Origin of the sequence: Flavobacterium sp. 245 (genome assembly GCF_004362055.1) — a bacterium.
Taxonomy (GTDB): domain Bacteria; phylum Bacteroidota; class Bacteroidia; order Flavobacteriales; family Flavobacteriaceae; genus Flavobacterium.
The window spans coordinates 537,561-561,930 of the sequence record NZ_SNXB01000003.1 but is presented as its reverse complement, the minus strand read 5'-3'; the positions used below and the strand labels follow the sequence as shown (position 1 = coordinate 561,930).

Here is a 24,370-nt window from a genome sequence, read left to right as displayed (position 1 = left end):
GCAGACTTTGACAAAGCTTAAGATTATTTCTTCGGAGTTGGTTTTCCGGTTTTTGTGGTAATTATTACAACTCCTTTTTTGCCTTTTTCGCCATATTTTTCAGTAGCTTCAAGGTCTTGTAAAATAGTTATCGTTTTTATATCCTGCTGATTTAACGGCGCATATGGACTCGTTGGGTTTTTGCCGAATAAATCATTTTCTGAATAATATACGCCATCAATAATATAAAGAGGTTCGTCGAGAATTACTAATGATTCTACATTTTCAGGCTCTAAATTTTTCATTTCTGCCTGCATCATTTTGTCTCTTTTCACGTCATCATTATGCGCCATTGCATTGCCGTTCAAGATCACCAAAGGCGCACTTTTTTTTGCTTTCGACGTTTGTTTGTCAGCAAAAGCAACCCTTGCAGCTTCTTTTTCGGGATAACCGATATAACCAACTTGTGAATTGTTTTCTTTTTTTGAAAGCGCATTGTCACTTTCTTCTTCATTGATTTCTTCATTTGCAACTACCGTTACAGCTTGGGTTCCAACGCTTATTGGCATGGATACTTCCGCTGAACTATTTGAAGTTGTTATTTCCTGAATTGCAACGCTTTCTTTATGTTTTATCTGATTTTCTAAAATTGCTGTACCATCTTCTTTTGTTACTAATTGCGAATCTGATGAAGCTGGTGCACTATTTTTTTCTGCCGAATTGTTTTCAATTGTTTCGTCTTTTGTTTCATTGGTTACCACTTGGTCAGCGTTTTTTATACTTTCATTTTTATCTGTTTTCAGAAATTGATAACCTAAAGAGATTACTAATAAAAGTGAAGCCGCAACTGCAATTTTTTTCCAAAGAGAAATGGTTTTTTTGTCTTCTTTTTTGTCGAGTTTGCTTTCAACGCGTGACCAGACTTTTTCCATTCCCGGAAAATCTTGGGCTGGCGCATTTTCAGCAGCTTCTTTAAATTTGTCGAATATTTTATCTTGATTGTCCATGACTATTTTGCTTTTTGATAATACAATTTGTTAACCAGATCTTTTAGTTTGGTTTTCGCGGCGTTCAATTGTGATTTCGAAGTGCCTTCTGAGATGTTCAGCATTGCCGCTATTTCCTTATGTCCAAAACCTTCAATAACAAAAAGGTTAAAAACAGTTTTACAGCCATCCGGAATATGGTTTAATAAATTGAGTAGATCTTCTTCTTCCAGTGTGCTCATTTCATCTGTAAAAGGCTGTGAAAGCATTTTTACATCATCAAGATACATATTGAAATTGGTGTTTTTCTTGATGGTTGCCAAACAGTGATTAACCGTAATTTTTCGGGACCAGGCTTCAAAAGCTTTGTCTTCTTTAAGTTGGTCCAGTTTCGTGAAAATAGTGTAGAAAGCGTCGGCTAGAGCTTCTTCAATTTCTTCTTCTTTCTTAAGGTATCGTTTGCAGACGCGATACAATTTTGGAGCCATATGCTCATAAACCTGACGCTGGGCGTCGCGGCTCATTTTTTTGCAGTTAGAAATTAGCGTTTCGTTTATCACAATGTTGGTCTTTATTTATAAAGAGAACTAAAAAGATAAAAAGGTTGGGACGAAGATGAAAGAAATATAAAAATAATTTAAAATGTTTTGTAAACGACTGTTTTTGTGGGTTTTATTTTTAGTTCGCTTTTTTATGTTTTTGCCGTCAAAAGTAAAAGATCCCATAAAAAATGACAGATAATAAGGATTTTAATATTTCTGTATTTCTTGTACTGAATCGCAAATACAAGTCCGATAACAATTGGGCCAATCACATTCAGCAATGTTCCGTAACCAATATGAAGCAATCCAAACAGAACACTGGAAATGATTATAGCCGGAATTTTGTTTTTAAAAAGCAGTTCTAGTCTTGGCAACAAATAGCCTCTAAAAATTAATTCTTCGGTAATGCCTGCAGTGACGCACGTGAAAAAAAGCAGTAAATAACTCTTTTTAAAAAGAGCTAAAGCTTTTTCCAGTACCACACTTTCTGCGGTTACTTTAAATAACATAATTAAAAGACTGGTAATATAAACCGCGACAAATAGTTTTACGAATGTTTTGAATAATGCGATTGCAAAATCAGTAAAGGAATATTCGGTTTCTTTCCAAAGCAAAAAGGGCTGTTTTTCTATTTTTGCAGCATATAATAACAGCAACAAAAGCGAAGCCCAAATTGCAAATCTCGAAATGTAAAATTGAATTTCACGACTGATTCCTAGGTTTTTGAACAATAAGTGAGAATAAAGAGCTAAAACCGGAAGAAGCACAGAAACTATAATGCTGATAATTAAAGATGGTTTCTTGGCGGAGTTTGAAATGTTGAGCATTTATTTTGGTTGTAGGTTTAGGGTTTTAGGCTAGTTTTATTGGCTTGCATTTGTAACTTTTCACAAAAAATGCGTTTAAAAAATTATTTTATCGGCAAAGTCAATTTAAAAATCTTAGTTTCTAAAAGATCTGTATCATTATCCTCGCAAAGCAAAAATTCGATTTTGTTGTTTTCTTTTTTATAGAAAGTCAAACCTTCAAATTTATTCGTTGAGGTTATTTTTTGAGTAAAATCGATTTTCATGGTTTTGAGATCTATTCTTCCAATGAAACTTCCTAGGATTTCGCCATCGTCATAAGTTGATTTTGTGTCTTCGGCAGTGGAAAGGAAATAGATTTTGTCTTCTACCAAAACTGCATCGGTAAAACTGGAACGTACGCCTTTTATTTTTGGCAGTTTATAATTCACAGCAATTAAAGCAAATTCTTCGGAGAGACTTTTGGCATGAATCGTAAAAATGGTGTTTTTGTTTGAAACGCCGTTTCCGCGGTTAAATAAATACCAGTTTTCGCCATCAAAAATAGCGCCTTCCAAATTGAAATCTTCTGGTTTTATTTCGCCAAAACTTTGCATTAAACCATATATGTCAACTAAATTATTTTTTTGTAAAACCTTTTTTGACTTAAGGTCGAATTCAATCATTTTATTTCGGTTTTCGGTGGAGCCGGAACCAAAAACATAAAGCGTGTCATTATGATGCGTAATAGATTCAAAATCAGGTTTTACATTTTTTGCAATGTTTTGCGCTGGGGTGTCAATTAAAGGATGCTGATTTAATTGCTTATTCTGCATATTGTATTCGTACAGAAAGCCGCTGTTGTCGCCAATAACATAAAGCGCATCATTATTATAAAACAATCCTGATGCAGAACCGATTCCGATGATTTGAAATAATATTTCTAATGTGAATTTTTCCATGAAAAAAGTTAAGTTTTTATTTTTTAGATTTTATAAGTCTTGTTGTTTCATTATTTACGGCTTCTTGAATTCTATCCAGGGTGCTAGATGAAATGCATTCCGCGACACTTATATACATTAATTTATTGTCATCATTTAAGTTTGCATTTTTTATCAGTGCTTTATCCGAACTATTCATTCCGCTTATTAAATATATTGGTGTTTCGTTCTTATAAAGTAATCCAGCGATTTCAACAGCTCTTTTTAAAATTGCATTTTGGATTTTCTCTTCATATTCTACATACTGTATGTAACGAACGCATTGATATAAACTGCAAAATGGTATTTTATTTAATTTGTCTCTATTTTTAACTTCAAGAAGTGGCTTGACCTGTGAGAAACATTTTCCAAAAGTCTCAACATAAATTTGATCATCAAGAGAATCAGTTTCATTTTGACAAAAACCTTGAATTCCTAATAAAAGTAAAAGTATTATAAAGTTTTTTTTCATTGTCTAAATATAAATTCTAAAAATTAGAGGCAGAATTGTTCTTTTGAAAAACAATACCTAGCCCTGATAGCAATGGATACTTTGAGAAAAAATTGTATTTTTTCCTGACAGACCAAAGCGACCAGTTGAAGCTCTTGTTATGGCTTTGGAAAAAAGCAATTTATTGAAAAAGTATTGCAATGAGCAGTCCCGATAGCTATCGTGATTCGTAAAATTAGTATATTTATATTACAAAAATTGAAAATATGAAATCAATAGACCCGAAAGATTTTAAAGTTACAGATAAAATAAAACTGAGCAAGATTCCTACTTTATTAAATATTGATGCAGATGATGATGAAAAGGAAGAAAAACTAGATAAGGTACAGCAGAAACTGAGCGATTTGCAGGATGTAATGTATGCGCACAATAAATACGGTGTTTTAATTTGCCTTCAGGGAATGGATACTTCGGGAAAAGACAGTTTGATTAGAGAGGTTTTTAAAGAATTTAATCCGCGTGGAGTAGTGGTGCATAGTTTTAAAACGCCAAATTCGAGCGAATTAGAACATGATTATTTATGGCGCCATTATGTTGCGTTGCCTGAAAAAGGAAAGTTTGCGATTTTTAATAGAACGCATTATGAGAATGTTTTGGTAACGCGCGTGCATCCGGAATTTATTTTGGCGGAAAATTTACCCGATATCAAGTCGGTTGATGATATTACGCCAAAATTCTGGGATAAAAGAATTCAACAAATCAATAATTTCGAAAAACATATTGCCGAAAACGGAACAATTGTAATGAAATTCTATTTGCATTTGAGCAAAGAGGAGCAAAGACAACGATTGTTGCGACGTTTGGAAGAAGGAAAACACAATTGGAAATTTTCGCCCGGCGATTTGAAAGAACGCGAGCATTGGGATGAATATCAAAAGTATTATGAAGAAGCGATCAATAAAACAGCAACAGAATATGCGCCGTGGTACATTGTTCCAGCCGATGATAAAGAAATGGCGCGTTATATTGTAGCCAAAATTATTTGGGAAGAAATGCAAAAGCATACGGATATTAAGGAACCGGAATTAGATGAAAAAATAAAAGCGAATTTTGAGCTTTATAAAAAGCAATTAAAAAAAGAGTCTTAAAGTAAGGCTCTTTTTTTTGTTTGAATGTTACTGAAAGTTTATGAGTATTTTGTATTACTAATTTATTGTTAATTTTTTTGATCATATAACCTTCTTGTGGTAAAAGTCTTGTTTTTTTGATAATATCAAAATCATTTTCAGTTAAAATGGTGGGATTTACTTTGTAAAAAAATAAAAAACCATTTTAGCTCATGAAACGAATTATTCTACCTTTAATTATTTTAGGTTCGATGGTTACTTCTTGTAACAACGATTCTAAAGATGACACTGTACCAACAAGTGTTGTATTGAAAGACCAATCTGTAACGCCAAGTTTATTGAAAGCGCAGGCAGGATTTGAAAATTTAAAAATTTATTCTCTTTTTGGTTCCGATGACGTTTTTCCAGACAGCCCAAGTTTTGTTTTTGGAGGTTCGGCAGATGGTTCTGGTTTATTAAAAAACAGCGATGGAACTTTTACATTTTTAGTAAACAACGAAGATAATTTTGCGGTTTCAAGAATTACTTTAGACAAAACCTTCAAGCCTACAAAAGGTGAATATTTATTGAATTCAAGCGGAGGAACTTGGAGATTGTGCGGCGCAACTATGGCGACACAGGCAGAACATGGTTTTGGACCAGTTTATTTGACTTGTGGAGAATCTGGTGAAGAGTCTCGTACACACGCTTTAGATCCTTATGCAAGTGCAGGAAATGCTTCGGTTTCAAAAGAATTGGCTGGTTTTGGACGTTTAAGTGCCGAAAATGCTTTGCCATTGCGTTCTAGCGCCTACAAAGGGAAAACAGTTGTTGTAATTGGCGATGACGATTCTGGAACTTATGGAGGTCAAGTTTTTATGTATGTATCAAATACTGTTGGCGATTTGGCTAATGGTTCATTGTACATGCTGAAAAGAAATGACGACAATCAAAGAGAGAAAGATATGGAAGTTAGCAAAACGTATCCAGTTTCTTTTGTAAAAATTGATAATCACACAACGCTTACAGGTGCTCAAATTAATGCTGCAGTAAATACTTTAAAAGCAATTAAATTTGGACGTGTTGAAGATTTGGATTACAGAAAAGGAGGAAGCAATGCAGATAGAGAATTGTATTTTAACGTAACGGGACAAGCAACTACAGGAACAAATGCTGATGGTTCAAGAACGAAATACGGTCGAGTTTACAGATTAAATCTAGATGCTGCTGATCCGTTAAAAGGTACTTTGGAAGTTATTCTTGACGGAGATAACAGAAGTGGCATTGCTGGTAAATTTCAAAATCCAGATAATATTTGTGTGACTAAAAACTACGTTTACGTACAGGAAGACGCAAATGGATACGGAGACGAAACACACGATGCTTATATTTATCAATACAACATTGCTACAAAAGATTTAAAAGTTGTAGTGGAATTAGATCACCGTCGTACTGCTGCTGATGCTGCAAAATACAATGTGGGCGGAATTTCAAAATTTGGAGATTGGGAATATGGCGCTTTGATCGACGTTTCTGATCAGGTTGGAATTGCAGATACTTTTATGTTAAGTGTTCAGCCACACACTTGGACTGGCGCAAAATATAAAGGAGTTGATGGCGGAACAAATCGTCCTAACGAACAGCAGGCAAGTCAAATCGTTGTTATTAAAGGTTTAGCGAGATAAATTTAAATTCTTAAAACAGTTATCCACTATTTCATTTTTGAGATAGTGGTTTCTGTTTTTATGATTATACCTCTTTTTAATTGTCATAAAATCATGAAAAAAATATATGGTCTGCTGTTCTTGGTACTGTTTGCTAGTTGCGGACAAAAAAGCAAACATCAAGAAATAAATGAATTATTCAAGGCAGATATTACTTTGTTAATTGAGAAAGTAGCCAAACTAAAATATTCTGTGCAGGAAGATTCGACTGAAGCACAAATTCAGAGACAGTTTCTGGAAGCGCATCAAAGCTACAAAAAGGTCGAAATGATAAGTGAGTATTATTCGCCTGCCGTTTCAAAATCGATTAATGGCCCTGCGATAAGTGAGTTTGAAGAAAATGATAAAGTAACAGTACCACCAGAAGGATTCCAGGTTATTGAGGAATTGGTTTTTCCAAAATACAGCAAAGCCAGTAAAAAAGAATTAATTCAGGAATTAGGGGTTTTATCGGCAAATTTAGTTCGGTTAGAAAAAGTTTCAAGTTCCAATGAATTAACTGATGCTCACGTTTTTGACGCCATGAGATTAGAAGTTTACCGAATTATAACTTTGGGAATTACAGGTTTTGATTCGCCAGTTGTTTTTAATTCGCTTCCTGAAGCCAAGGTTTCATTAGAAACAATTGAAAAATATTATCGCGTTTATATTGAAAATCTAAATTCCAAAGATTCAAAACAAGTACTTCAGATTTTAGAAAAAGGAAAAAAATATTTAAAATCGAATACTAATTTTAATGCTTTTGACCGTGCTTATTTTATAAAAGAAATTTTAAATCCGTTAAGCAGAGGGCTTTTTAAAACGCAGTCAGCATTAGGGATTCCGTTAATGAAAGAACAGCGTGGTTTAAAAGTTACAGCTCAGACTTTATTTGATAAAGATGTTTTTGATGCCGAAGCCTTTTCGGGATTTCCGGATTATAAAACAACACCAGAAAAAATTGCACTCGGCAAAAAGTTATTTAACGATCCAATTTTATCTGGAAACTATACCCGTTCCTGCGCGTCCTGTCATCATACAGATAAAGCATTTACAGACGGATTAGAAAGAGCAGTTTCGTTAGACGGAAAATCGATGATTCAGCGCAATACACCAACGCTTGCAAATATTGCTTTTCAGCGTGTGTTTTTTGCAGACTCTAGAGTCAGTTATCTTGAAGATCAAGCCGTGGCAGTTATTAAAAATGAAAATGAAATGCATGGATCGCTGGAAAAATCAGTTTTGGCAATCAAGAAAAATGAAGTTTATGTGCAGTCTTTCAAAAAAGCTTTTCCGAAAGGAGAAATAAACGAATTTGCAATTAAGAACGCTTTAGGCTCTTACATACGTTCGTTGAGTCATTATGATTCTAAATTTGATCGCGTGATGCAAAACAAAACAGCTTTCACTCCTGATGAAAAAGCAGGATTTAATTTATTTGCCGGAAAAGCTAAATGCGCTACATGTCATTTTATTCCGCTGACAAATGGAACTGTTCCTCCAAATTTTGACCGATCTGAAAGTGAAATTTTAGGTGTTCCCAATAAAAATAAAAAACTCGATGGCGATTTGGGCAAATTTGTAATTACTCAGGCAGCGATTCATAAAAATTCGTTTAAAACGCCCACTATTCGAAACATTGAACTTACTGCGCCTTATATGCATAATGGTATTTATAAAACGCTGGAAGAAGTGATAGATTTTTATAATGAAGGTGGCGGACTCGGTTTAGGTTTAGAAGTTCCTAATCAGACTTTGCCTGAAGACAAATTAAATTTAACAGATAAAGAAAAAAAACAATTAATTGATTTTATGAAGACTTTGACGGATACGCGGTATTTAGTAAAGAGTGAAGAGTAAAGAGTGAATAGTGAATAGTGAATAGTGAATAGTGAATAGTGAAGAGTGAAGAGTAAAGAGTGAAGAGTGAAGAGTTTTGTTTTCATATATCGCTTTGCGAACTTTTTGACTTTCTAAATTTTATGACTTGCGTTCTTTGCGGTTAATTTTTGCCCAAAGCTGATGATATAAAACACCAAACCCGGCAGACTGTGCAATCTGCCGGGTTCATACCAAAAACAAAAAATAAATTAAACCTTAATTTTTATAAGTCAAAACCATACGCAACACGTAATGCTACCTGATTGGTTTTGAAATCGTGATAATCTTCGTAACGTACGCTCAAATCGATATATTTATTAGCGTATCCAATTCCTGGTGCCCACAAAAAAGTAGTTTTGTCATAACCATTTGTTACTGCAAAACCCGCACCTACTTCACCTAAAACATAAAATTGGTCTTCCCAAACGAAGGCTTTAAAACCAGCTTTAGCCGGAATAAATCCAAGATCTTTGATGTCATTTCCAAGATCATCTTTGCCCATAAACAAGTTGGTGAAACCCGTTGTTAAGGTTATTGAAGTTCTTTTTGACAAATCGTACTGTAAGCGAACATCGCCTCCAAGTGACCAGTCATAGTCATTATCGGTCGGGATTCCTCCGTTTAAACCAAAACCTAATCTAAAACCTTGATCGTAATTTGTTGCTGCGTTGTCTTGTGCAAAAGTTGTGTTAGCGTATAAAAAAGCGAATGCAGCTAGGCATATAAACTTTAATTTTTTCATGGCTTATATATTTGAATTATTAATAATGTAAAAGTATAATGAAGGACTTTTGGGCTTGTTATATAATTTTTAAAAATCGTTACATAATATTAGGGTACACTTAATTTTGCCTTAAAAAGGGGATATATTTTTATTGATAGGACAGAATTCATCCCTTCTGATTATCTTTGCCGACTAAATAAAAATAGAAGTGAATTTAAAGCAGTACACCAAGGAGTTTTCGTATAATTTAAAACTGGCATATCCTGTAATTTTAGGAATGGTTGGGCATACTTTAATTGGTATTGTCGACAATATTATGGTTGGAAAATTAGGAAGTACCGAATTGGCTGCAGTTTCATTGGGAAACAGCATGATTTTTATTGCGATGTCTTTAGGAATTGGCTTCTCAACTGCCATCACGCCAATTGTTGCCGAAGGAGATGCTGAGAAAAATGATGTCAAAATTCGTTCTGCATTTCATCACGGATTATTTTTATGTACGATTTTAGGATTGTTTCTTTTTGGTATAATTGTTTTGGCAAAGCCAATAATGGAAATGCTGGATCAGCCTGCGGATGTAATTACATTGGCAAAACCCTATTTAGACTGGGTTGCTTTTTCATTGATTCCATTGATTGTTTACCAAGGCTATAAACAATTTGCCGATGGATTATCGCTTACCAAATATTCGATGTACGCCATGATTATGGCAAATGTGCTGCACGTTGGAATAAATTATATGTTGATTTACGGAATTTGGATTTTTCCTAAAATGGGAATTATCGGTGCGGCACTTGGAACTGTAATTTCAAGAATATTTCTCGTAATGTTTATGCATATTATGCTTTCAAGACGAAATGATTTGAAACGATTTTTCAAAGATTTCAGCTTTAGCGAAATAAAAAAAACAACCATAAAAAAAATAATAAGTATTGGGTTTCCATCTGCTATGCAAATGCTTTTTGAAGTGGTATTGTTTACGGCGTCAATCTGGCTTTGTGGCAATATTGGAAAAACTAGCCAGGCAGCAAATCAAATCGCGCTGAGTCTGGCATCGATGACTTTTATGTTTGCAATGGGATTAAGCGTAACTTCGATGATCAGAGTTAGTAACCAAAGGGGTTTAATGGATTATAAAAAACTCGTAGTTGTGGCAAGATCTATTTTCTTGCTTGCGGTGATACTCGAAACTGTTTTTGCAATTTTGTTTATCACTTTCCATCAATATTTGCCTTTCATCTTTTTAAATATGGAAAATACAGGACAGGTTCTGGATAATAACGAAGTAATCAGTATTGCATCAAAATTACTTTTAATTGCTGCGGTTTTTCAAATTTCTGACGGAATTCAGGTTGTGGTTTTAGGTGCATTGCGCGGTTTACAGGATGTAAAAATCCCTATGTATATCACTTTTGTAGCTTATTGGGTTATTGGTTTTCCAATTTCGTATTATCTGGGAGAACATACAGAATTGAAAGCGCAAGGAGTTTGGATCGGACTTTTAGCCGGTTTAACAGCTGCAGCTATTTTTCTGTACATTCGTTTTCATTACTTAACAAAGAGATTAATCACTAATTCAGATTCAAATAACTAAATTTGAAACGTAAAATTATATTTTCCACAGATTCCATAGATTAATACTGATTAAGTGTTGAACTTTTTAAATAAAATCCATTTAATCTGTGGAACTTGTGTCAAAAAAACTAGTCTGCGCAGCAGGCAATTGTAAAATCTAAAATAAACTTATATAAAATGGAATTACCTAAATTTTTACTTGGAGACAATACTGATTTTCCAGATGATATTTTCATCGTTCACCTTGATTATCCGCGATTTATTATCAATTTAAAAGATGATGAGGTTGAATTTTTAGAAGAAGCCGAAGATCTTGATGAGGCCGAATTAAATGCCGAAATGGAAGGCTTGATCGAGAAAGCAAATGAGTTTTACGACAGAGAGATAAACCGTTACGAAGAATAAGGACACACGTGTAATGGCGCATAACAGTGTGTCTATTATGTGCATAAGATTTTAAAGTCTTTTTATTTGACACCGAAAATTGATCGTAAAGTCGCAGAGTCGCAAAATTTTATTTCAAAGACGTAGAACAAAAAAGCTTTGCGATTTCGCGACTTTACGAGATTAAATAAACTTTGTGATTTTACGTATCCAATGTTGCAACCAAAAAAAATGCAAATCATCTAATGAAAAAATTAAGTTTTTTAAAACCTATTTTCAATTTTATATTAATCGGATTACTGATTACTACCTTAAGCCGAATTTTTTTATTTTTCCTTTTTAAAGAAAGAGTAGAGCAAACCCCAGATTTCTGGTATATTTTCCCAATCGGTTTGCGAATGGATTTGATTTTACTTTGTTATTTATCATTTCTGCCGGCTGTTTTAATTACTTTTCTGCCAAATAAATGGTTGAAGTTCACTAATAAATTTTTAGTTGTTTACAGTTTCTTATTTCTGTTTCTAATTCTTTTTGTAGAATTGGCTTCACCAGATTTTGTAAAACAATATGATACACGCCCCAATAAAATTTTCTTAGATTATCTTATTTATCCAAAAGAAGTTGTTGGAATGCTTTTAAAAAGTTACTTGACTTCAATCATTGTGACTTTTTTAATTCTTGGTCTTGTGATTTATTTTGCCTTTAAAAAAGGTAAAAAATACTTCCATACGACAAGTGCCGAATATAAATTTAAATTAATGGTTTTTCCATTGGTTGCTTTTTTATTGTTTTTTGGAGCGCGTTCAAGTCTTACTTCTAAGCGCCCTATTAATGCTAGTAATGCTGTTTTTTCAACAGATCAATTAACCAATACTTTAGGGTTGAATTCTTTTTACACTGTTGCTTTTGCCGCTTATTCAATTAAGAACGAAGGAAACACCAAAATGTACGGTAAAATGGAGGAAGCTGAAGCTATTGCGCGTGTAAAAAAATACATGATCGCTGGCCCAAATGATTTTACCGATGCTGAAATTCCGTTTCTTCATGTGCAGCAACCTGATTCTGTTCTGAAAAAGCCATATAATTTGGTTATCTTTTTACAGGAAAGTTTAGGAGCTGAATATGTTGGAATTTTGGGCGGAAAACCACTAACTCCAGAATTTGATAAATTATCAAAAGAAGGTTTATTGTTTACCAATTTATATTGTACAGGAACCAGAAGTGTTCGCGGAATTGAAGCTGTTGTAACCGGATTTTTGCCTTCACCTTCAGAAAGTGTAGTAAAGTTAGGAAATTCACAACAAGGTTTTTTTACACTTGCCGATGCTTTAAAACATAAAGGTTACGATACCAGTTTCATTTATGGCGGAATGGCCAATTTTGACAATATGGCTTCATTTTTCAACGGTAATGGTTTTACAGATATTGTAGATCAAACCGATTTTGAATCAGACGGAAACAAATATGCTTTCAAGGGAACTTGGGGTTATTCTGATGAAGATTTGGTGACAAAAGCCAATAATTATTTCAAATCAAAAGGCAACAAACCCTTTTTCTCTTTGATGTTCTCAACTTCAAACCACGAACCATTTGAATATCCGGAAGGAAGAATAAAACCGTACGATAAAAAGCCGGCAACGGTAAACAACGCTATGAAATATGCCGATTTCTCAATTGGAAAATTCTTTGAAATGGCTAAAAAAGAAGCGTACTTCAAGAATACCATTTTCATTGTAATAGCAGATCACAATACCAGAACATACGGGAAAAATTTAGTGCCAATAAATAAATTCCATATTCCGGCATTCATTATGGGGCCAGGAGTTTCAAAAGGAGCCGTTTACGATCGATTAGCAAGTCAAATTGATATTCCGCCAACGTTATTAAGTTATTTAGGGATTCCGTTTGAAACGCCAATGGTCGGCAGAAATCTAAACAAATTAGATCCAAAAGTGCAAGGAAGATCTATTATGCAGTTTAATGATATCAATGCTTTTAGAGTTGAAAACCAAGTTGTAATTATGCAGCCGAATTTGAAACCTTTGCAATTTGAAATCAAAAACGATACAACTTTAATTCCGGTAAAATTAAACGAAGAATTAGCAAAAGATGCTTTGGCACATGTAATTACAGCTGGAAATTTATACAGAGAAAACAAGTATAAACTAAGACGCTAAGATTCTAAGATGCTAAGGTTTTAAGTTTTTAATTTAAGTACTTGTCCAACGTTGTCACATTGAGCGAAGTCGAAATGCTTTGCGGTTTCTCGACTTCGCTCAAAGTGATAATAGTGAGGAAAAATCTTAGAACCTTAGTATCTTAGCGACTTTTATCAAAATAAAATCTCAATAACTCAGAAGCAGCTGCAAAAGGTGAAATTTCATCATTTTGCACTGCTTTTTTGTTTTGTTCTAAAAGCGAAATAATTTCAGGCTTATTGAAGAAGTTTGATTTCAATTGTTCATTGATAGTTTCCATCATCCAGAAATGATTTTGTTCATGTCGTTTTTCTTGAAAGAAACCCGTTTCTTTAGTCATTTCAAAATACTCAGAAATTGTGTTCCAGATAGCTGAAATTCCATTTTTAGTAATGGCACTGCAAGTTGTCACTTTTGGTTGCCAGTTTGATTTTTTTTGAGGGAACAAATGCAAAGCCCTGTTGAATTCCAATTTCGCCTGATTCGCTTTTTTAATATTGTCTCCGTCGGCTTTATTGATTACAATCGCATCCGCCATTTCCATAATACCGCGTTTGATGCCTTGAAGTTCGTCGCCGGCGCCTGAAATTTTTAATAGAAGAAAAAAGTCAACCATACTGTGAACTGCAGTTTCACTTTGGCCAACACCAACAGTTTCTATAATTATCGTATCAAAACCTGCAGCTTCGCACAAAATGATTGATTCACGGGTTTTGCGGGCAACGCCTCCTAAAGTTTCTCCAGAAGCACTTGGCCTAATAAAAGCATTCTCATCTTTTACTAATTCTTCCATTCGAGTTTTATCGCCTAAAATACTTCCATGCGAAATAGAACTGCTGGGATCAACAGCCAGAACAGCCACTTTTTTTCCTAATTGCGTTAAATAAGTTCCAAAAGCTTCAATAAAAGTACTTTTTCCAACTCCGGGAACTCCAGTAATTCCTATTCGGATAGATTTATTTGCGTGAGGTAAACAACCTTTTATAATTTCGTCTGCTTTTGCAGTATGCTCAGGATTTGTGCTTTCAATAAGCGTAATGGCACGGCTTAATGAAGTTCTGTTCCCCGAAAGAATTCCGGAGATTAATTCGCTGGCAGAAGGCTGTTGTCTGCGTTTGTTTTTAATGTCATTTATAGCCGAAACATTGGTGATTTCAGGAGATGAAATTCCAGCTTTTTCAGTTAAACTGCTCGACTGTTTCTTTAAATTTGACAAAATACTGTTTTAGTAATGTAAAAGTACTGAAAACAAAAACAGTTTCAAAAAGTTAGTTTGCCACGAATTACACGAATTACACGAATTTCCTGCCGTATTTTTGTCTCCCTGAGCGAAGTCGAAGGGCACGATAGAAACTCCGCAATCAAAATTGACAATCTTTGTCGAGCTGCTTGCGTGTCCTTCGACTTCGCTCAGGATGACATCGAGAACTAATTAAAAAAATAATTAGCGAAAATTAGTGTAATTCGTGGCAAAAAAAATTAGTAAGCAGCTGTAAATCGAACTTGATGGTGTTTTGGATTTCCTACTTCATCAGCAATAACAACCGCTAGATCTTCTACAGATAAAATACTTCTTTGCTCGTCGTTAAACACAGGATTCTCTAAGCCTAAACGGTATTTTCCAGTTCTTCCTGTTGTAATTCCCTGATGCATTTCAAAAGCCGGACTAAAAAATGCCCAGTCTAATTCTTTTTCTTCTTTTAAAATATTTAAATAATCTCTTGCTGCAGTCGCGCCGGCGTAATATTCTTTTGGAAAATCTGGAGTATCAACTGCCTGTAAACCTGGAGCGACAAATAAACTTCCTGCGCCACCGATTGTAATAAAACGTTTTACGCCCGATTTTTTTACGGCTTCTTGAATTGCTTTTGATCCGGCAATAAAATCATCATAAATATTAGGGTTTGTCCATCCAGAATTATACGCATTGATAACAGTGTCATTTCCTTTTAAAATTTCTGCCAATTCGTTAAAATTAAAAATATCAGCGCTTTTCCAGTTAATGCCAGCAGTATCTTTTGGATTTCTGGCAATTGCCGTAATATCATGTTTTCTGTCTGCTAATTCGTTTAAAATTGCTGTTCCAACGAAGCCTGTAGCTCCAATAATTGCGATTTTCATAATATAGTAATTTATTTAGTAATAAAAAATGTTACAGTTTTGTGCAAAAAAATAGTTTTAAAATTTGTTCGAAAAATCTTCTAAAGATATTGCTTCCAATTGTGCACTTACTTTTTGATTCATTTCGCTATACAAAGCATCTAGATTTTGATTTATTTTTTTCCCTACCGGACAATCTGGATTCGGCTGATTTTTAGCATAACCCAAATTAATAGTTTCAAAAGTCATTTCAAAAATCTCTTTTAATGTCAATTTAGAAGAATCTACTGCCAGTTTTGTTCCGCCATTTTTTCCTTCTTTACTTTCTACAATATGATGCGCTTTTAGGTTTGCAATTTCTTTTCGAACCAAAACGGGATTTAAATTAATGCTTCCCGCAATATACTCCGATGACAAATAATCATTTGGGAATTTATTGAGCAAAGTAAGAATGTGAATCGTTATGGCAAATTTACCTGAAAGCATACTGTAATAAAATATATTACAAATATAATGACTTTTTTTATATGATGGAGCAATTTTAGGTTTTTTTTAATACATAGTGATTAGTCCTTAGTGATTAGTTTCTGGAGTTAGCTTTTGTAGAATAAGTAATTTGTTACGGATTTTTTTCCAGAACTAAATGAATATATCTTTGCGTGAAATCACTAAATACTAGCCATTAGAAAACTAAGAGCTAAGGACTAATCAATAAGGACTAAAAAACATGAACAACTTTATTATAATATTTTTCTTTTTGTTTTTGGGATTGCTTTTGCAGCATGTAAAGCGATTTCCGACTAATATTTATAAAACAATCAATAAAATTGTTATTTATATATGTCTTCCTGCGATAACTTTATATCATATTCCGAAGATAAAATGGAGCAACGAATTGCTGTTTCCAATAGGAGCGGGCTGGATTAGTTTTTTCCTTGCTTTTGTATTTTTTCATTTTTTAGGGCGAAGATTAGGCTGGTCAAATAAGCTGATTGGTTGTTTGGTTTTGACGGCCGGCTTAAGTAATTCTTCATTTCTAGGTTACCCAATTGTAGAAGCTTTATTTGGAAAAAAAGGTTTAGAAACTGCTGTTTTGGTTGATCAGCCTGGAACTTTCGTTGTGGTTTCGACCTTAGGCGTTTTTGTTGCCGCTTTTTATTCAAAAGGAAATCCAGATTTTAAAAGTATTGCAAAAAAGATAATTTTCTTTCCTCCCTTCATCACCTTTGTTGTTTCGTGCTTAATGAATGTTTCGAATTACGATCTAGATGTAAATATTCAATCTTTGTTATTGAAGTTAGGAAGCTTGGTTACGCCTTTAGCTTTATTTTCAGTGGGATTGCAATTGACATTTGATCGAAAAAGCAAGCATTGGAAATTCTTGCAGCTCGGACTTTTATTTCGGCTTATCGTAACGCCGCTTATCATTTTCATTTTGTACGTTTTTATTTTTAACCAGCATTCTGAGGCGATAAAAATTACGATTATAGAAATTGCCATGGCTCCTATGATTACGGGTGCGATTCTAGCTTCGACTTATGGTTTAAAACCAAAATTAAGCAGTATGATGATTGGTTTCGGGATACCAATTTCTTTTATAACCCTTGCTATTTGGTACTTTATAGTTGGTTTTATTTGAAATAAAATACTAACTAGATAGAGAATGTAGAATTTTAACTTTTTTTTAATTCTTACGTGTTTTCTAAGTGTATTTTTTAGTTAATTTTAGAGGAACTAAAAAATATAAATTATGTCAACATTAAGATTAGGCGATATAGCTCCAGATTTTCATGCAGAAACCACGCAAGGACCAATTAATTTTCACGAATATTTAGGAGATTCATGGGGCGTTTTATTTTCGCATCCAGCCGATTTTACTCCCGTTTGTACTACCGAATTGGGAACTGTAGCGAACTATGTTCCGGAATTTTCTAAAAGAAACACGAAAGTTATTGCTTTGAGTGTCGACGGTCTGGAATCACATAAAGAGTGGATTAAAGACATTAACGAAACTCAAAATACGGAGGTTAATTTCCCAATTATTGCTGATGAAGATAAGAAAGTAGCTAATTTATACGATATGCTTCACCCAAATGCAAGCGATAAATTTACAGTGCGTTCGGTTTTTGTTATCGGACCTGATAAAAAAATCAAATTAACATTGACTTATCCAGCTTCGACAGGAAGAAATTTTGACGAATTACTTCGTGTAATTGACAGTTTGCAATTAACTGCAAATTATAGTGTGGCCACTCCGGCAAACTGGAAAGATGGAGAAGATGTGGTAATTGCGCCAGCGATTCCAGATAGTGATATTCCTGCAAAATTTCCAAAAGGACATACGCCAATTAAACCTTATTTAAGATTGACTCCTCAGCCAAATAAATAGGAGAGATTCTAAGATACTAAGGCGCTAAGGTTCTAAGTTTTTATTGTAGAGGGTTATACTCTTAATAACTTAGAAGCTTAGCGCCTTTTTTTGTTTCTGAATAATTATATTGACAAAGCTAGAAAACCTTAGAATCTTAGCCTCTTAGAACCTTAGTTCCTTTCGTTAACTCATTCATTTTTTTTCTGTCTCCTACAACCCAGATAATATCATTTTTACCCAAAATAATATTAGATTCAGGATTTAAGATTCGGTTTCCGTTTCGTTCAATTCCAACGACCAGACCGCCGGTTTTTCCTCTAAATTGACCAATACTTTTTTGAATAAATTCTTCTTGAGAAACCTCTAACTGACGCAATACAATATCAGATTGTTCAACTGCAGTAGAGGGTTCAATTTCATTTTGATCTAAATATTTGGCAAATTCGGTTACCTGAGCATCGGTACCAATTACGCAAATTTCGTCACCCGGAAACAAACGTTCGTTTTTAGTTGGAATAGGAATGGTAATATCGCCTCTTTTTATTTCGGCAATATTAATCCCGAGCTGTTCGCGAATTTTTAGTTCTTCAAGCGTTTTACCTGCCAAGTTTGATTCTTTTCCAATATCAAAAAACGACATGTGACCGTCCCACGGCATTAAATTAGCGTAGCGTCTGTCGATTTTTTTGTTCTCGCGATCGTTCAGGTTTTTCAGAAAGTGATTTTCAATTTTATGATATTGTTCGTTTAATTTTTTCGGGAAAATCTGGTACGCTCCAATGGCAATGATCAAAGCGACAAAAGCTACTAAAGGCGAGAAGAAAATATTCAATAAAAATCCAACGAAAAATAAACCAAGGCTCATTCTAATTAAAATCAGCATTAAAAGGGCACCACGATATTTACGTTCTTCCCATAAAACTTCGACTTCATCAACTTTTACTCTACGCAGCGAAAGTGCCCATAAAAAAGGTGCGATTATCACTAAGGTTATTAAAGCGGCTAGTGTGTTTCCAAATCGGGTATCGGCTACTAAAGGCGCAACAAATTTTGATGATAACAAAATTATCGCCGTAATAATTATGGTATGCAGTATAATTTGTGTGATTGATGCTCTCAAAACAATTTGCCAAGTGCTAACAGATTTAATTGCCTGCGCGTTCAAGCTGTAACGGTTAATGTTTTTGACCCATCTTTTAGGCATTTTCTGTTCTAGAAATAAAGCAAAAGATTCAGAATATTTAATTAAAAACGGAGTTGTAAATGTTGTAACTGCTGAAACCGCCACGATTATTGGATATAAAAAGTCACTTGTAACTTTCAGCGTCATTCCGAGCGTTGCAATAATAAAAGAGAATTCCCCAATTTGCGCTAAACTCATTCCAGTTTGTACAGATTGTTTCAACGGTTGTCCAGACAATAAAGCTCCTGTTGCAGAACTTAGTGCTTTTCCAAAAATAGTTACCAAGGTGATAATTAACACCGGAAGAGCAAAATCAACTAAAGTTACTGGATTGATCAACATTCCGACAGATACAAAGAAAACAGCTCCAAATAAATCTTTTACAGGCTTAATCAAATGCTCAATTTTTTCCGCCTGAGTCGTTTCGGCAATAATAGAGCCCATTATAAAAGCGCCTAGTGCAGGCGAAAAACCAACATTAGCAGCAAACATTACCATCATTAAACACAATGCAAGCGAAATTATAAGCAACATTTCGTCACTTAATAAATGCTTTGCTTTTTTTAGAAGAGTAGGAATAATAAAAATCCCGCCTAAAAACCAAATGATCAAAAAGAATACTAATTTTAAAACAGACTGCAATAATGCTGTCCCAGAAATTTGATCGCTAACCGCAATTGTTGACAATAAAACAAGCATTAAAATGGCAACAATATCTTCGACAATTAATGCGCCAAATACAATTCCAACGAACTTTTTTCCCTTTACGCCCAATTCATCAAAAGCCCGAATAATAATAGTTGTGGAAGAAATTGAAAGGGTCGCGCCAAGAAAAATACTGTCCATTTTTCCCCAGCCCATCCATTGGCCAACTAAATAACCAATCAAAGTCATAAATATAATCTGGGTGATGGCGGTGACGGACGAAGTGCCTCCAACTTTCATCAGTTTTTTAAAGCTGAATTCGAGCCCTAAACTGAAAAGCAAAAATATAACCCCAATTTCGGCCCAGACTTCAACACTTTTCATATCGGTTATGGAAGGAAAAAAATCGAAATGGTTTCCGGCCAAAAATCCTGCAATCAGATACCCTAAAACTAACGGCTGTTTCATTTTTTTAAATAGGAGCACAGCAATTCCGGCAGTCATCAGGATTAATCCCAAGTCACTGATTAAAGGTTGTAAGTGGTGTGTAGTTTCGGCAGCGGCGTTTAAGGCAATCATATAAAAAGTGGTATTTTTTTCAGGAGCTGATCCAGCTTTCCATTTCAAGCTTTTGTTCAAAATGCCTATTTTTTAAGCAGTTCCAGGAGCTTCCGCTGGTCGCTCTGTACCTGCAAAAAAATATGGCTTTTTTCACAAAAGGCTTTTCATTTCAATCTGGGCTAATGACTCCGGGTTAAATAAAAAAAGCTATCTCGATAAAGATAGCTTTTTTTGGGAAAATATTTTAGGATTTCTTTAAATTCCTGTGTAATTGCTAGGAGTTATTTGCATTAATTCAGCTCTTACGGCATCAGAAACTTCTAAAGTCGCAATAAAATTATGAATTGCGTTTTTATCAATAGCTTCATTTGTTCTTGTCAAACCTTTTAAGGCTTCATAAGGATTTGGATATGCTTCACGACGCAAAATAGTTTGAATAGCCTCTGCAACAACTGCCCAGTTTCTCTCTAAATCTTCAGCAAATTTGCCTTCGTTCAAAAGCAATTTATTTAAACCTTTTAAAGTTGCTTCAAAAGCAATGATGGTGTGTCCAACTGGAACACCAATATTTCTTAAAACAGTACTGTCAGTTAAATCACGCTGTAATCTTGAAATTGGCAATTTGGCCGCTAAATGCTCAAAAATAGCATTTGCAATTCCTAAGTTTCCTTCAGAATTTTCAAAATCAATTGGATTAACTTTATGTGGCATTGCCGATGAACCAATTTCTCCTGCTTTGATTTTTTGTTTAAAATAATCCATTGAAACATACGTCCAGATATCACGGTCTAAATCGATAATGATATTGTTGATTCTTTTTAAACCATCAAAAAAGGCAGCAAAATGATCGTAATGCTCAATTTGTGTTGTTGGAAAAGAATGGTGTAAACCTAAATCAGTTTCAACAAATTTAGTTCCGAATTGTTTCCAGTCAATTTGTGGATACGCTACATGATGCGCATTGAAATTTCCAGTTGCACCGCCAAATTTAGCTGCAAACGGAATGTTGAACAACAAACGCATCTGCTCTTCTAAACGCTCAACAAAAACCAAAATTTCTTTTCCTAAACGAGTAGGAGAAGCCGGCTGTCCGTGCGTGCGCGCCAACATTGGAATATCTTTCCATTCTACACTTAATTCTTTCAATTTAGAAATCAAAGAAATTAGTGAAGGCATATAAACCTGCTCAAAAGCTTCTTTTGTAGAAAGCGGAATAGCAGTATTATTGATGTCTTGAGATGTTAATCCGAAGTGAATGAACTCTTTGTATTGTGATAAGCCTAATTTTTCAAAAGCGTCTTTAATAAAGTATTCAACCGCTTTTACATCGTGGTTGGTTACTTTTTCAGTTTCTTTAATCCAAAGCGCATCTTCAGTAGAGAAATTTTTATAGATATTTCTTAAGCTGTCGAATAAATCTGAATTTACACCAGAAAGTTGTGGCAATGGAATTTCGCATAAAGCAATGAAGTATTCCACTTCAACCAAAACACGGTATTTTATTAAAGCTTCTTCAGAGAAAAAAGGTGCTAAATTTTGAGTTTTATTTCTATATCTTCCATCAATTGGCGATATAGCATTCAATTCGTTTAGAGTAGTCATTGTTATGTTGTTTTTCGAAAGGTGCAAATATAAACAGAATTTGCGGATTTAAAGTAATCAGAAAGTCAATTGAATACATTTTAAAAGGGAAAAAAAGAGGACAAAACACAAATTTCACGAATTAACACGGATTTTTCTTTGCTGCTTGATAGCTAACTCAAAAGATTCGTGCTAATTTGTGAAATTTGTCTTCAATGATTGTGTTCAATAAATTCTATTTATAAATCGATTTTAATTTTTCTCTTAAATCGGCAACACCTTCTGATGCAAATTTGGCAATCGTTTCGACTTTATTTCGAATATTCGGAATCGCAATTGGTTTTGGATCAATATAAAAAACAGGAGTTGTGCTTGGAGCATAAGCAATCAAGCCCGCAGCCGGATAAACTTGCAATGAAGTGCCAATTACAGCAAAATAATCTGCCGTTTCTGTAATGTCGATGGCTTCTTCTAATGCTGGAACTTCTTCGCCAAACCAAACAATATGTGGCCTCAATTGATGGCCGTTTGCATCAAAATCGCCCGTATTTAAATCTTCAGTCCAATCTAAAATCAGATTTTTATTTTGTACGCTTCTCACTTTTAGTAATTCGCCATGCAAATGCAAAACGTTGGTACTTCCGGCGCGTTCATGTAAATCGTCAACATTTTGAGTAATAATATAAACATCAAAATCTTTTTCTAATTCGGCTAAAATAATTTGACCTAAATTGGGTTTTACTTCTTTTAGCTGCTGACGTCTTTTGTTGTAAAAATCCAGAACTAATTCTTGATTTTTATGCCAGCCTTCCGGAGTTGCAACTTCCATAACATCGTGGCCTTCCCATAAGCCGTCGCTGTCACGAAAGGTTTTTATACCGCTTTCAGCACTAATTCCAGCACCGGTTAAAACGACAAGTTTCTTTTTCATTTTTCTAATATTGTATTATTATTCGTTGCGTATTTTTATTTAACACATAGAAACATAGATTTTATTTGTAAAAAAGAGAGCAAAAAGAAACATGTTTCTCTAACATAGCCAGCTATGTTCATTTTGAATAAGTGAAACGCCTTTTTTGAGTGCCATAAATCTATGTTTCTATGTGTTGGAATTAATTGCGCACATTGAATTGTTTTATTATTGAGGCAAATTATTCATTTCTAAAACCCTTACCATTGTCGGTTCTGATTTTGCCAGACCTTCGCCGTCAACCTGATTCACATTTTGAAGAAAGATATGAAGTTTTTTTTGTTTTTCCCAAAGCGAGATATCATAATTCGGTTCCCATTCACCTATCGATGCTGTGGTTAAATCGATAACTTTCCATGCTGTGTTATTGCTTAAATTGGTGTAGACCATTGAAACCTTATTTTCTCTTTCGCTGTCTCTAAAAAGAAGATATAAACTGCGGATTTTACCTTTTTCTTGAATTACCAAATCAGGTCTTGAAATCGGAATTTTCTTTGTGCCTCCGCCTCCTAAAGAAAAAGAGGTTTTTCTGAATGCTGTATTTGTTTTTTTCCAAACGCCATTTTCCAAATACACAATCTGGAACTGCGGAATGTTGTTTTCGTTCCAATAGTTGGCAATGTAGGGATTCCCATTTTCATCAGCGGTCATCGAAGTCTGATTAATCAAACTTGATTTTTCTGGGATTTTCCATGCAATTTCTGCTGTAGCAACAGTTATAGGCAAACTGTATTTTTCTCCGTTTGATTTCTTCCAGGTCAGACCGCCATCTTCTGAACGGGCATAACAAATATCATGATTGGTAGAAACATCCCAGCTTTCTCTCCATGTCCATGAAAGGTGTACAGTACCTTTTTTATCTACTTTAGCCTGCCAATAAGCGCTTCTTTGATCTTCGCCATTTAATAAATTGCTTTGGAGCTGTGACCATTTTTTGTCTTTTACTGAATAAGAATTAATAATCATATTTCCTCTTCCCGAAGCGCCAGAGCGGTAAAAGAACAACAGGTTTCCATTTGGCAAATTATGAAATTCAGGATAGGTTACTTTTTGCTCGGCATTTCCTGTCATCGATTCTTCTTTTCCTAAATCTAAACTTAAAGGCAATTTGCTTTTTGCATATCGAAGTTTGGTGTCATGATGATCCCAGCTTAGATGTAAAAATCCTTCTCCGTCAACAGCAATACTAATAGTGTTGTGGGCATCTTTTATATTTCCTGTAAAAGGAGTTTTTACGAGTTCCCAGTTTGTGGATTTTAATTTTCTTTTGCCTAAAATCACATAACCATCATTATCGTAATAAGCTAAAAACTGAAAATTTTTGAAAGTGGTCAAGGCGTTTTTTCTAAACTTGACCGTATTGACAGAATTGCTGCTCCAGCCATAGCCAACAGGAATTTCGACATTATGTTTTGTTGCGCATGAAAATAGACTCAGCGCTATAATTAGTAAAATTTTGTAAAAATGCGGTTTCATTAAAAGGTTGGTTTTTTGATAGTAGTTAATAAGAAACAGAAAATGTTTTTAATTTATTTCCTGAGCTGGTAAAAATAACCGATTAAAGCATAATGACAGTTTAAACCATACCAGTTTAAGATTGCTAAGAGAACGAATTTAATTCACATTCAGAGATTATCAAATTATAAAATATTCAAACTAATACTT

Annotated in this window: 21 protein-coding genes; 8 read left to right on the top strand and 13 right to left on the bottom strand. The window is 34.3% G+C overall.

Going from position 1 to position 24,370, the window contains the following annotated elements:
- Positions 1-23: 23 nt before the first annotated feature.
- The 5 genes from EV145_RS08540 to EV145_RS08520 form a co-directional block, all read right to left on the bottom strand.
- A complete protein-coding gene (locus EV145_RS08540; RefSeq protein ID WP_133524793.1) occupies positions 24-986 on the bottom strand; it encodes a hypothetical protein in 963 nt (320 codons plus the stop codon).
- Positions 987-988: 2 nt separating this feature from the next.
- Complete coding sequence (locus EV145_RS08535; RefSeq protein ID WP_133524792.1) at positions 989-1,489, bottom strand: RNA polymerase sigma factor; 501 nt, start codon at positions 1,487-1,489, stop codon at positions 989-991.
- A 167-nt stretch (positions 1,490-1,656) separates the two neighbouring features.
- Positions 1,657-2,334, bottom strand: a complete 678-nt coding sequence (locus EV145_RS08530) for a CPBP family intramembrane glutamic endopeptidase (RefSeq protein WP_133524791.1) — start codon at positions 2,332-2,334, stop codon at positions 1,657-1,659.
- Positions 2,335-2,417: 83 nt separating this feature from the next.
- Positions 2,418-3,254, bottom strand: coding sequence for a DUF6929 family protein (locus tag EV145_RS08525; RefSeq protein WP_133524790.1), 837 nt, complete (start codon positions 3,252-3,254; stop codon positions 2,418-2,420).
- A 16-nt stretch (positions 3,255-3,270) separates the two neighbouring features.
- Entirely contained in the window at positions 3,271-3,744 is a 474-nt protein-coding gene (locus tag EV145_RS08520) for a hypothetical protein (protein WP_133524789.1), read from the bottom strand.
- 245 nt (positions 3,745-3,989) lie between these two features.
- Between EV145_RS08520 and EV145_RS08515 the strand changes: the two genes are divergently transcribed.
- The 3 genes from EV145_RS08515 to EV145_RS08505 all read left to right on the top strand — a co-directional run bounded on the left by EV145_RS08515 (position 3,990) and on the right by EV145_RS08505 (position 8,392).
- The gene (locus tag EV145_RS08515) at positions 3,990-4,871 is read left to right on the top strand and encodes a PPK2 family polyphosphate kinase (RefSeq protein WP_133524788.1); all 882 of its coding nucleotides are present in this window, start codon (positions 3,990-3,992) and stop codon (positions 4,869-4,871) included.
- Between the two features lie 191 nt (positions 4,872-5,062).
- Positions 5,063-6,514, top strand: a complete 1,452-nt coding sequence (locus tag EV145_RS08510; RefSeq protein WP_133524787.1) for a hypothetical protein — start codon at positions 5,063-5,065, stop codon at positions 6,512-6,514.
- 93 nt (positions 6,515-6,607) lie between these two features.
- Positions 6,608-8,392 carry a cytochrome-c peroxidase gene (locus EV145_RS08505; RefSeq protein ID WP_133524786.1) on the top strand — a complete coding sequence of 595 codons (1,785 nt, stop codon included), beginning with the start codon at positions 6,608-6,610 and terminating at the stop codon, positions 8,390-8,392.
- A gap of 244 nt (positions 8,393-8,636) precedes the next feature.
- Here EV145_RS08505 and EV145_RS08500 read toward each other — a convergent pair whose 3' ends face one another.
- Positions 8,637-9,155: a hypothetical protein gene (locus EV145_RS08500; protein WP_133524785.1), complete on the bottom strand. Its 519-nt coding sequence runs from the start codon at positions 9,153-9,155 to the stop codon at positions 8,637-8,639.
- Positions 9,156-9,345: 190 nt separating this feature from the next.
- On the opposite strand from EV145_RS08500, the gene EV145_RS08495 reads away from it, so the two are divergent.
- The 3 genes from EV145_RS08495 (at position 9,346) to EV145_RS08485 (ending at position 13,273) form a co-directional block, all read left to right on the top strand.
- Positions 9,346-10,731 carry an MATE family efflux transporter gene (locus EV145_RS08495; RefSeq protein ID WP_133524784.1) on the top strand — a complete coding sequence of 462 codons (1,386 nt, stop codon included), beginning with the start codon at positions 9,346-9,348 and terminating at the stop codon, positions 10,729-10,731.
- 158 nt (positions 10,732-10,889) lie between these two features.
- Positions 10,890-11,117: a hypothetical protein gene (locus EV145_RS08490; protein ID WP_056196313.1), complete on the top strand. Its 228-nt coding sequence runs from the start codon at positions 10,890-10,892 to the stop codon at positions 11,115-11,117.
- Positions 11,118-11,341: 224 nt separating this feature from the next.
- Entirely contained in the window at positions 11,342-13,273 is a 1,932-nt protein-coding gene (locus EV145_RS08485; RefSeq protein WP_133524783.1) for an LTA synthase family protein, read from the top strand.
- A 142-nt stretch (positions 13,274-13,415) separates the two neighbouring features.
- Here the strand turns inward: EV145_RS08485 and meaB are convergent, their stop codons facing one another.
- The 3 genes from meaB to EV145_RS08470 all read right to left on the bottom strand — a co-directional run bounded on the left by meaB (position 13,416) and on the right by EV145_RS08470 (position 15,880).
- Positions 13,416-14,510, bottom strand: a complete 1,095-nt coding sequence (gene meaB, locus EV145_RS08480) for a methylmalonyl Co-A mutase-associated GTPase MeaB (RefSeq protein WP_133524782.1) — start codon at positions 14,508-14,510, stop codon at positions 13,416-13,418.
- Positions 14,511-14,773: 263 nt separating this feature from the next.
- Entirely contained in the window at positions 14,774-15,415 is a 642-nt protein-coding gene (locus tag EV145_RS08475; protein ID WP_133524781.1) for an NAD(P)-dependent oxidoreductase, read from the bottom strand.
- 57 nt (positions 15,416-15,472) lie between these two features.
- Positions 15,473-15,880, bottom strand: a complete 408-nt coding sequence (locus tag EV145_RS08470; protein ID WP_133524780.1) for an RrF2 family transcriptional regulator — start codon at positions 15,878-15,880, stop codon at positions 15,473-15,475.
- A gap of 241 nt (positions 15,881-16,121) precedes the next feature.
- On the opposite strand from EV145_RS08470, the gene EV145_RS08465 reads away from it, so the two are divergent.
- A complete protein-coding gene (locus tag EV145_RS08465; RefSeq protein WP_133524779.1) occupies positions 16,122-17,033 on the top strand; it encodes an AEC family transporter in 912 nt (303 codons plus the stop codon).
- A 111-nt stretch (positions 17,034-17,144) separates the two neighbouring features.
- A complete protein-coding gene (locus tag EV145_RS08460) occupies positions 17,145-17,783 on the top strand; it encodes a peroxiredoxin (RefSeq protein ID WP_133524778.1) in 639 nt (212 codons plus the stop codon).
- A 136-nt stretch (positions 17,784-17,919) separates the two neighbouring features.
- Here the strand turns inward: EV145_RS08460 and EV145_RS08455 are convergent, their stop codons facing one another.
- The 4 genes from EV145_RS08455 to EV145_RS08440 form a co-directional block, all read right to left on the bottom strand.
- A complete protein-coding gene (locus EV145_RS08455) occupies positions 17,920-20,172 on the bottom strand; it encodes a cation:proton antiporter (protein WP_133524842.1) in 2,253 nt (750 codons plus the stop codon).
- 237 nt (positions 20,173-20,409) lie between these two features.
- A complete protein-coding gene (purB, locus tag EV145_RS08450; RefSeq protein WP_133524777.1) occupies positions 20,410-21,756 on the bottom strand; it encodes an adenylosuccinate lyase in 1,347 nt (448 codons plus the stop codon).
- A gap of 214 nt (positions 21,757-21,970) precedes the next feature.
- Positions 21,971-22,666 carry an SIR2 family NAD-dependent protein deacylase gene (locus tag EV145_RS08445; RefSeq protein WP_133524776.1) on the bottom strand — a complete coding sequence of 232 codons (696 nt, stop codon included), beginning with the start codon at positions 22,664-22,666 and terminating at the stop codon, positions 21,971-21,973.
- A gap of 207 nt (positions 22,667-22,873) precedes the next feature.
- Positions 22,874-24,181, bottom strand: a complete 1,308-nt coding sequence (locus EV145_RS08440) for a BNR repeat-containing protein (RefSeq protein WP_133524775.1) — start codon at positions 24,179-24,181, stop codon at positions 22,874-22,876.
- Between the last annotated feature and the right edge of the window lie 189 nt (positions 24,182-24,370).

Coding starts and splice junctions, on each gene's coding strand:
- EV145_RS08540 (WP_133524793.1), bottom strand. CDS start 986: ATGGACAATCAAGATAAAATATTCGACAAATTTAAAGAAGCTGCTGAA.
- EV145_RS08535 (WP_133524792.1), bottom strand. CDS start 1,489: ATGAGCCGCGACGCCCAGCGTCAGGTTTATGAGCATATGGCTCCAAAA.
- EV145_RS08530 (WP_133524791.1), bottom strand. CDS start 2,334: ATGCTCAACATTTCAAACTCCGCCAAGAAACCATCTTTAATTATCAGC.
- EV145_RS08525 (WP_133524790.1), bottom strand. CDS start 3,254: ATGGAAAAATTCACATTAGAAATATTATTTCAAATCATCGGAATCGGT.
- EV145_RS08520 (WP_133524789.1), bottom strand. CDS start 3,744: ATGAAAAAAAACTTTATAATACTTTTACTTTTATTAGGAATTCAAGGT.
- EV145_RS08515 (WP_133524788.1), top strand. CDS start 3,990: ATGAAATCAATAGACCCGAAAGATTTTAAAGTTACAGATAAAATAAAA.
- EV145_RS08510 (WP_133524787.1), top strand. CDS start 5,063: ATGAAACGAATTATTCTACCTTTAATTATTTTAGGTTCGATGGTTACT.
- EV145_RS08505 (WP_133524786.1), top strand. CDS start 6,608: ATGAAAAAAATATATGGTCTGCTGTTCTTGGTACTGTTTGCTAGTTGC.
- EV145_RS08500 (WP_133524785.1), bottom strand. CDS start 9,155: ATGAAAAAATTAAAGTTTATATGCCTAGCTGCATTCGCTTTTTTATAC.
- EV145_RS08490 (WP_056196313.1), top strand. CDS start 10,890: ATGGAATTACCTAAATTTTTACTTGGAGACAATACTGATTTTCCAGAT.
- EV145_RS08485 (WP_133524783.1), top strand. CDS start 11,342: ATGAAAAAATTAAGTTTTTTAAAACCTATTTTCAATTTTATATTAATC.
- EV145_RS08475 (WP_133524781.1), bottom strand. CDS start 15,415: ATGAAAATCGCAATTATTGGAGCTACAGGCTTCGTTGGAACAGCAATT.
- EV145_RS08470 (WP_133524780.1), bottom strand. CDS start 15,880: ATGCTTTCAGGTAAATTTGCCATAACGATTCACATTCTTACTTTGCTC.
- EV145_RS08465 (WP_133524779.1), top strand. CDS start 16,122: ATGAACAACTTTATTATAATATTTTTCTTTTTGTTTTTGGGATTGCTT.
- EV145_RS08460 (WP_133524778.1), top strand. CDS start 17,145: ATGTCAACATTAAGATTAGGCGATATAGCTCCAGATTTTCATGCAGAA.
- EV145_RS08455 (WP_133524842.1), bottom strand. CDS start 20,172: ATGATTGCCTTAAACGCCGCTGCCGAAACTACACACCACTTACAACCT.
- purB (WP_133524777.1), bottom strand. CDS start 21,756: ATGACTACTCTAAACGAATTGAATGCTATATCGCCAATTGATGGAAGA.
- EV145_RS08445 (WP_133524776.1), bottom strand. CDS start 22,666: ATGAAAAAGAAACTTGTCGTTTTAACCGGTGCTGGAATTAGTGCTGAA.
- EV145_RS08440 (WP_133524775.1), bottom strand. CDS start 24,181: ATGAAACCGCATTTTTACAAAATTTTACTAATTATAGCGCTGAGTCTA.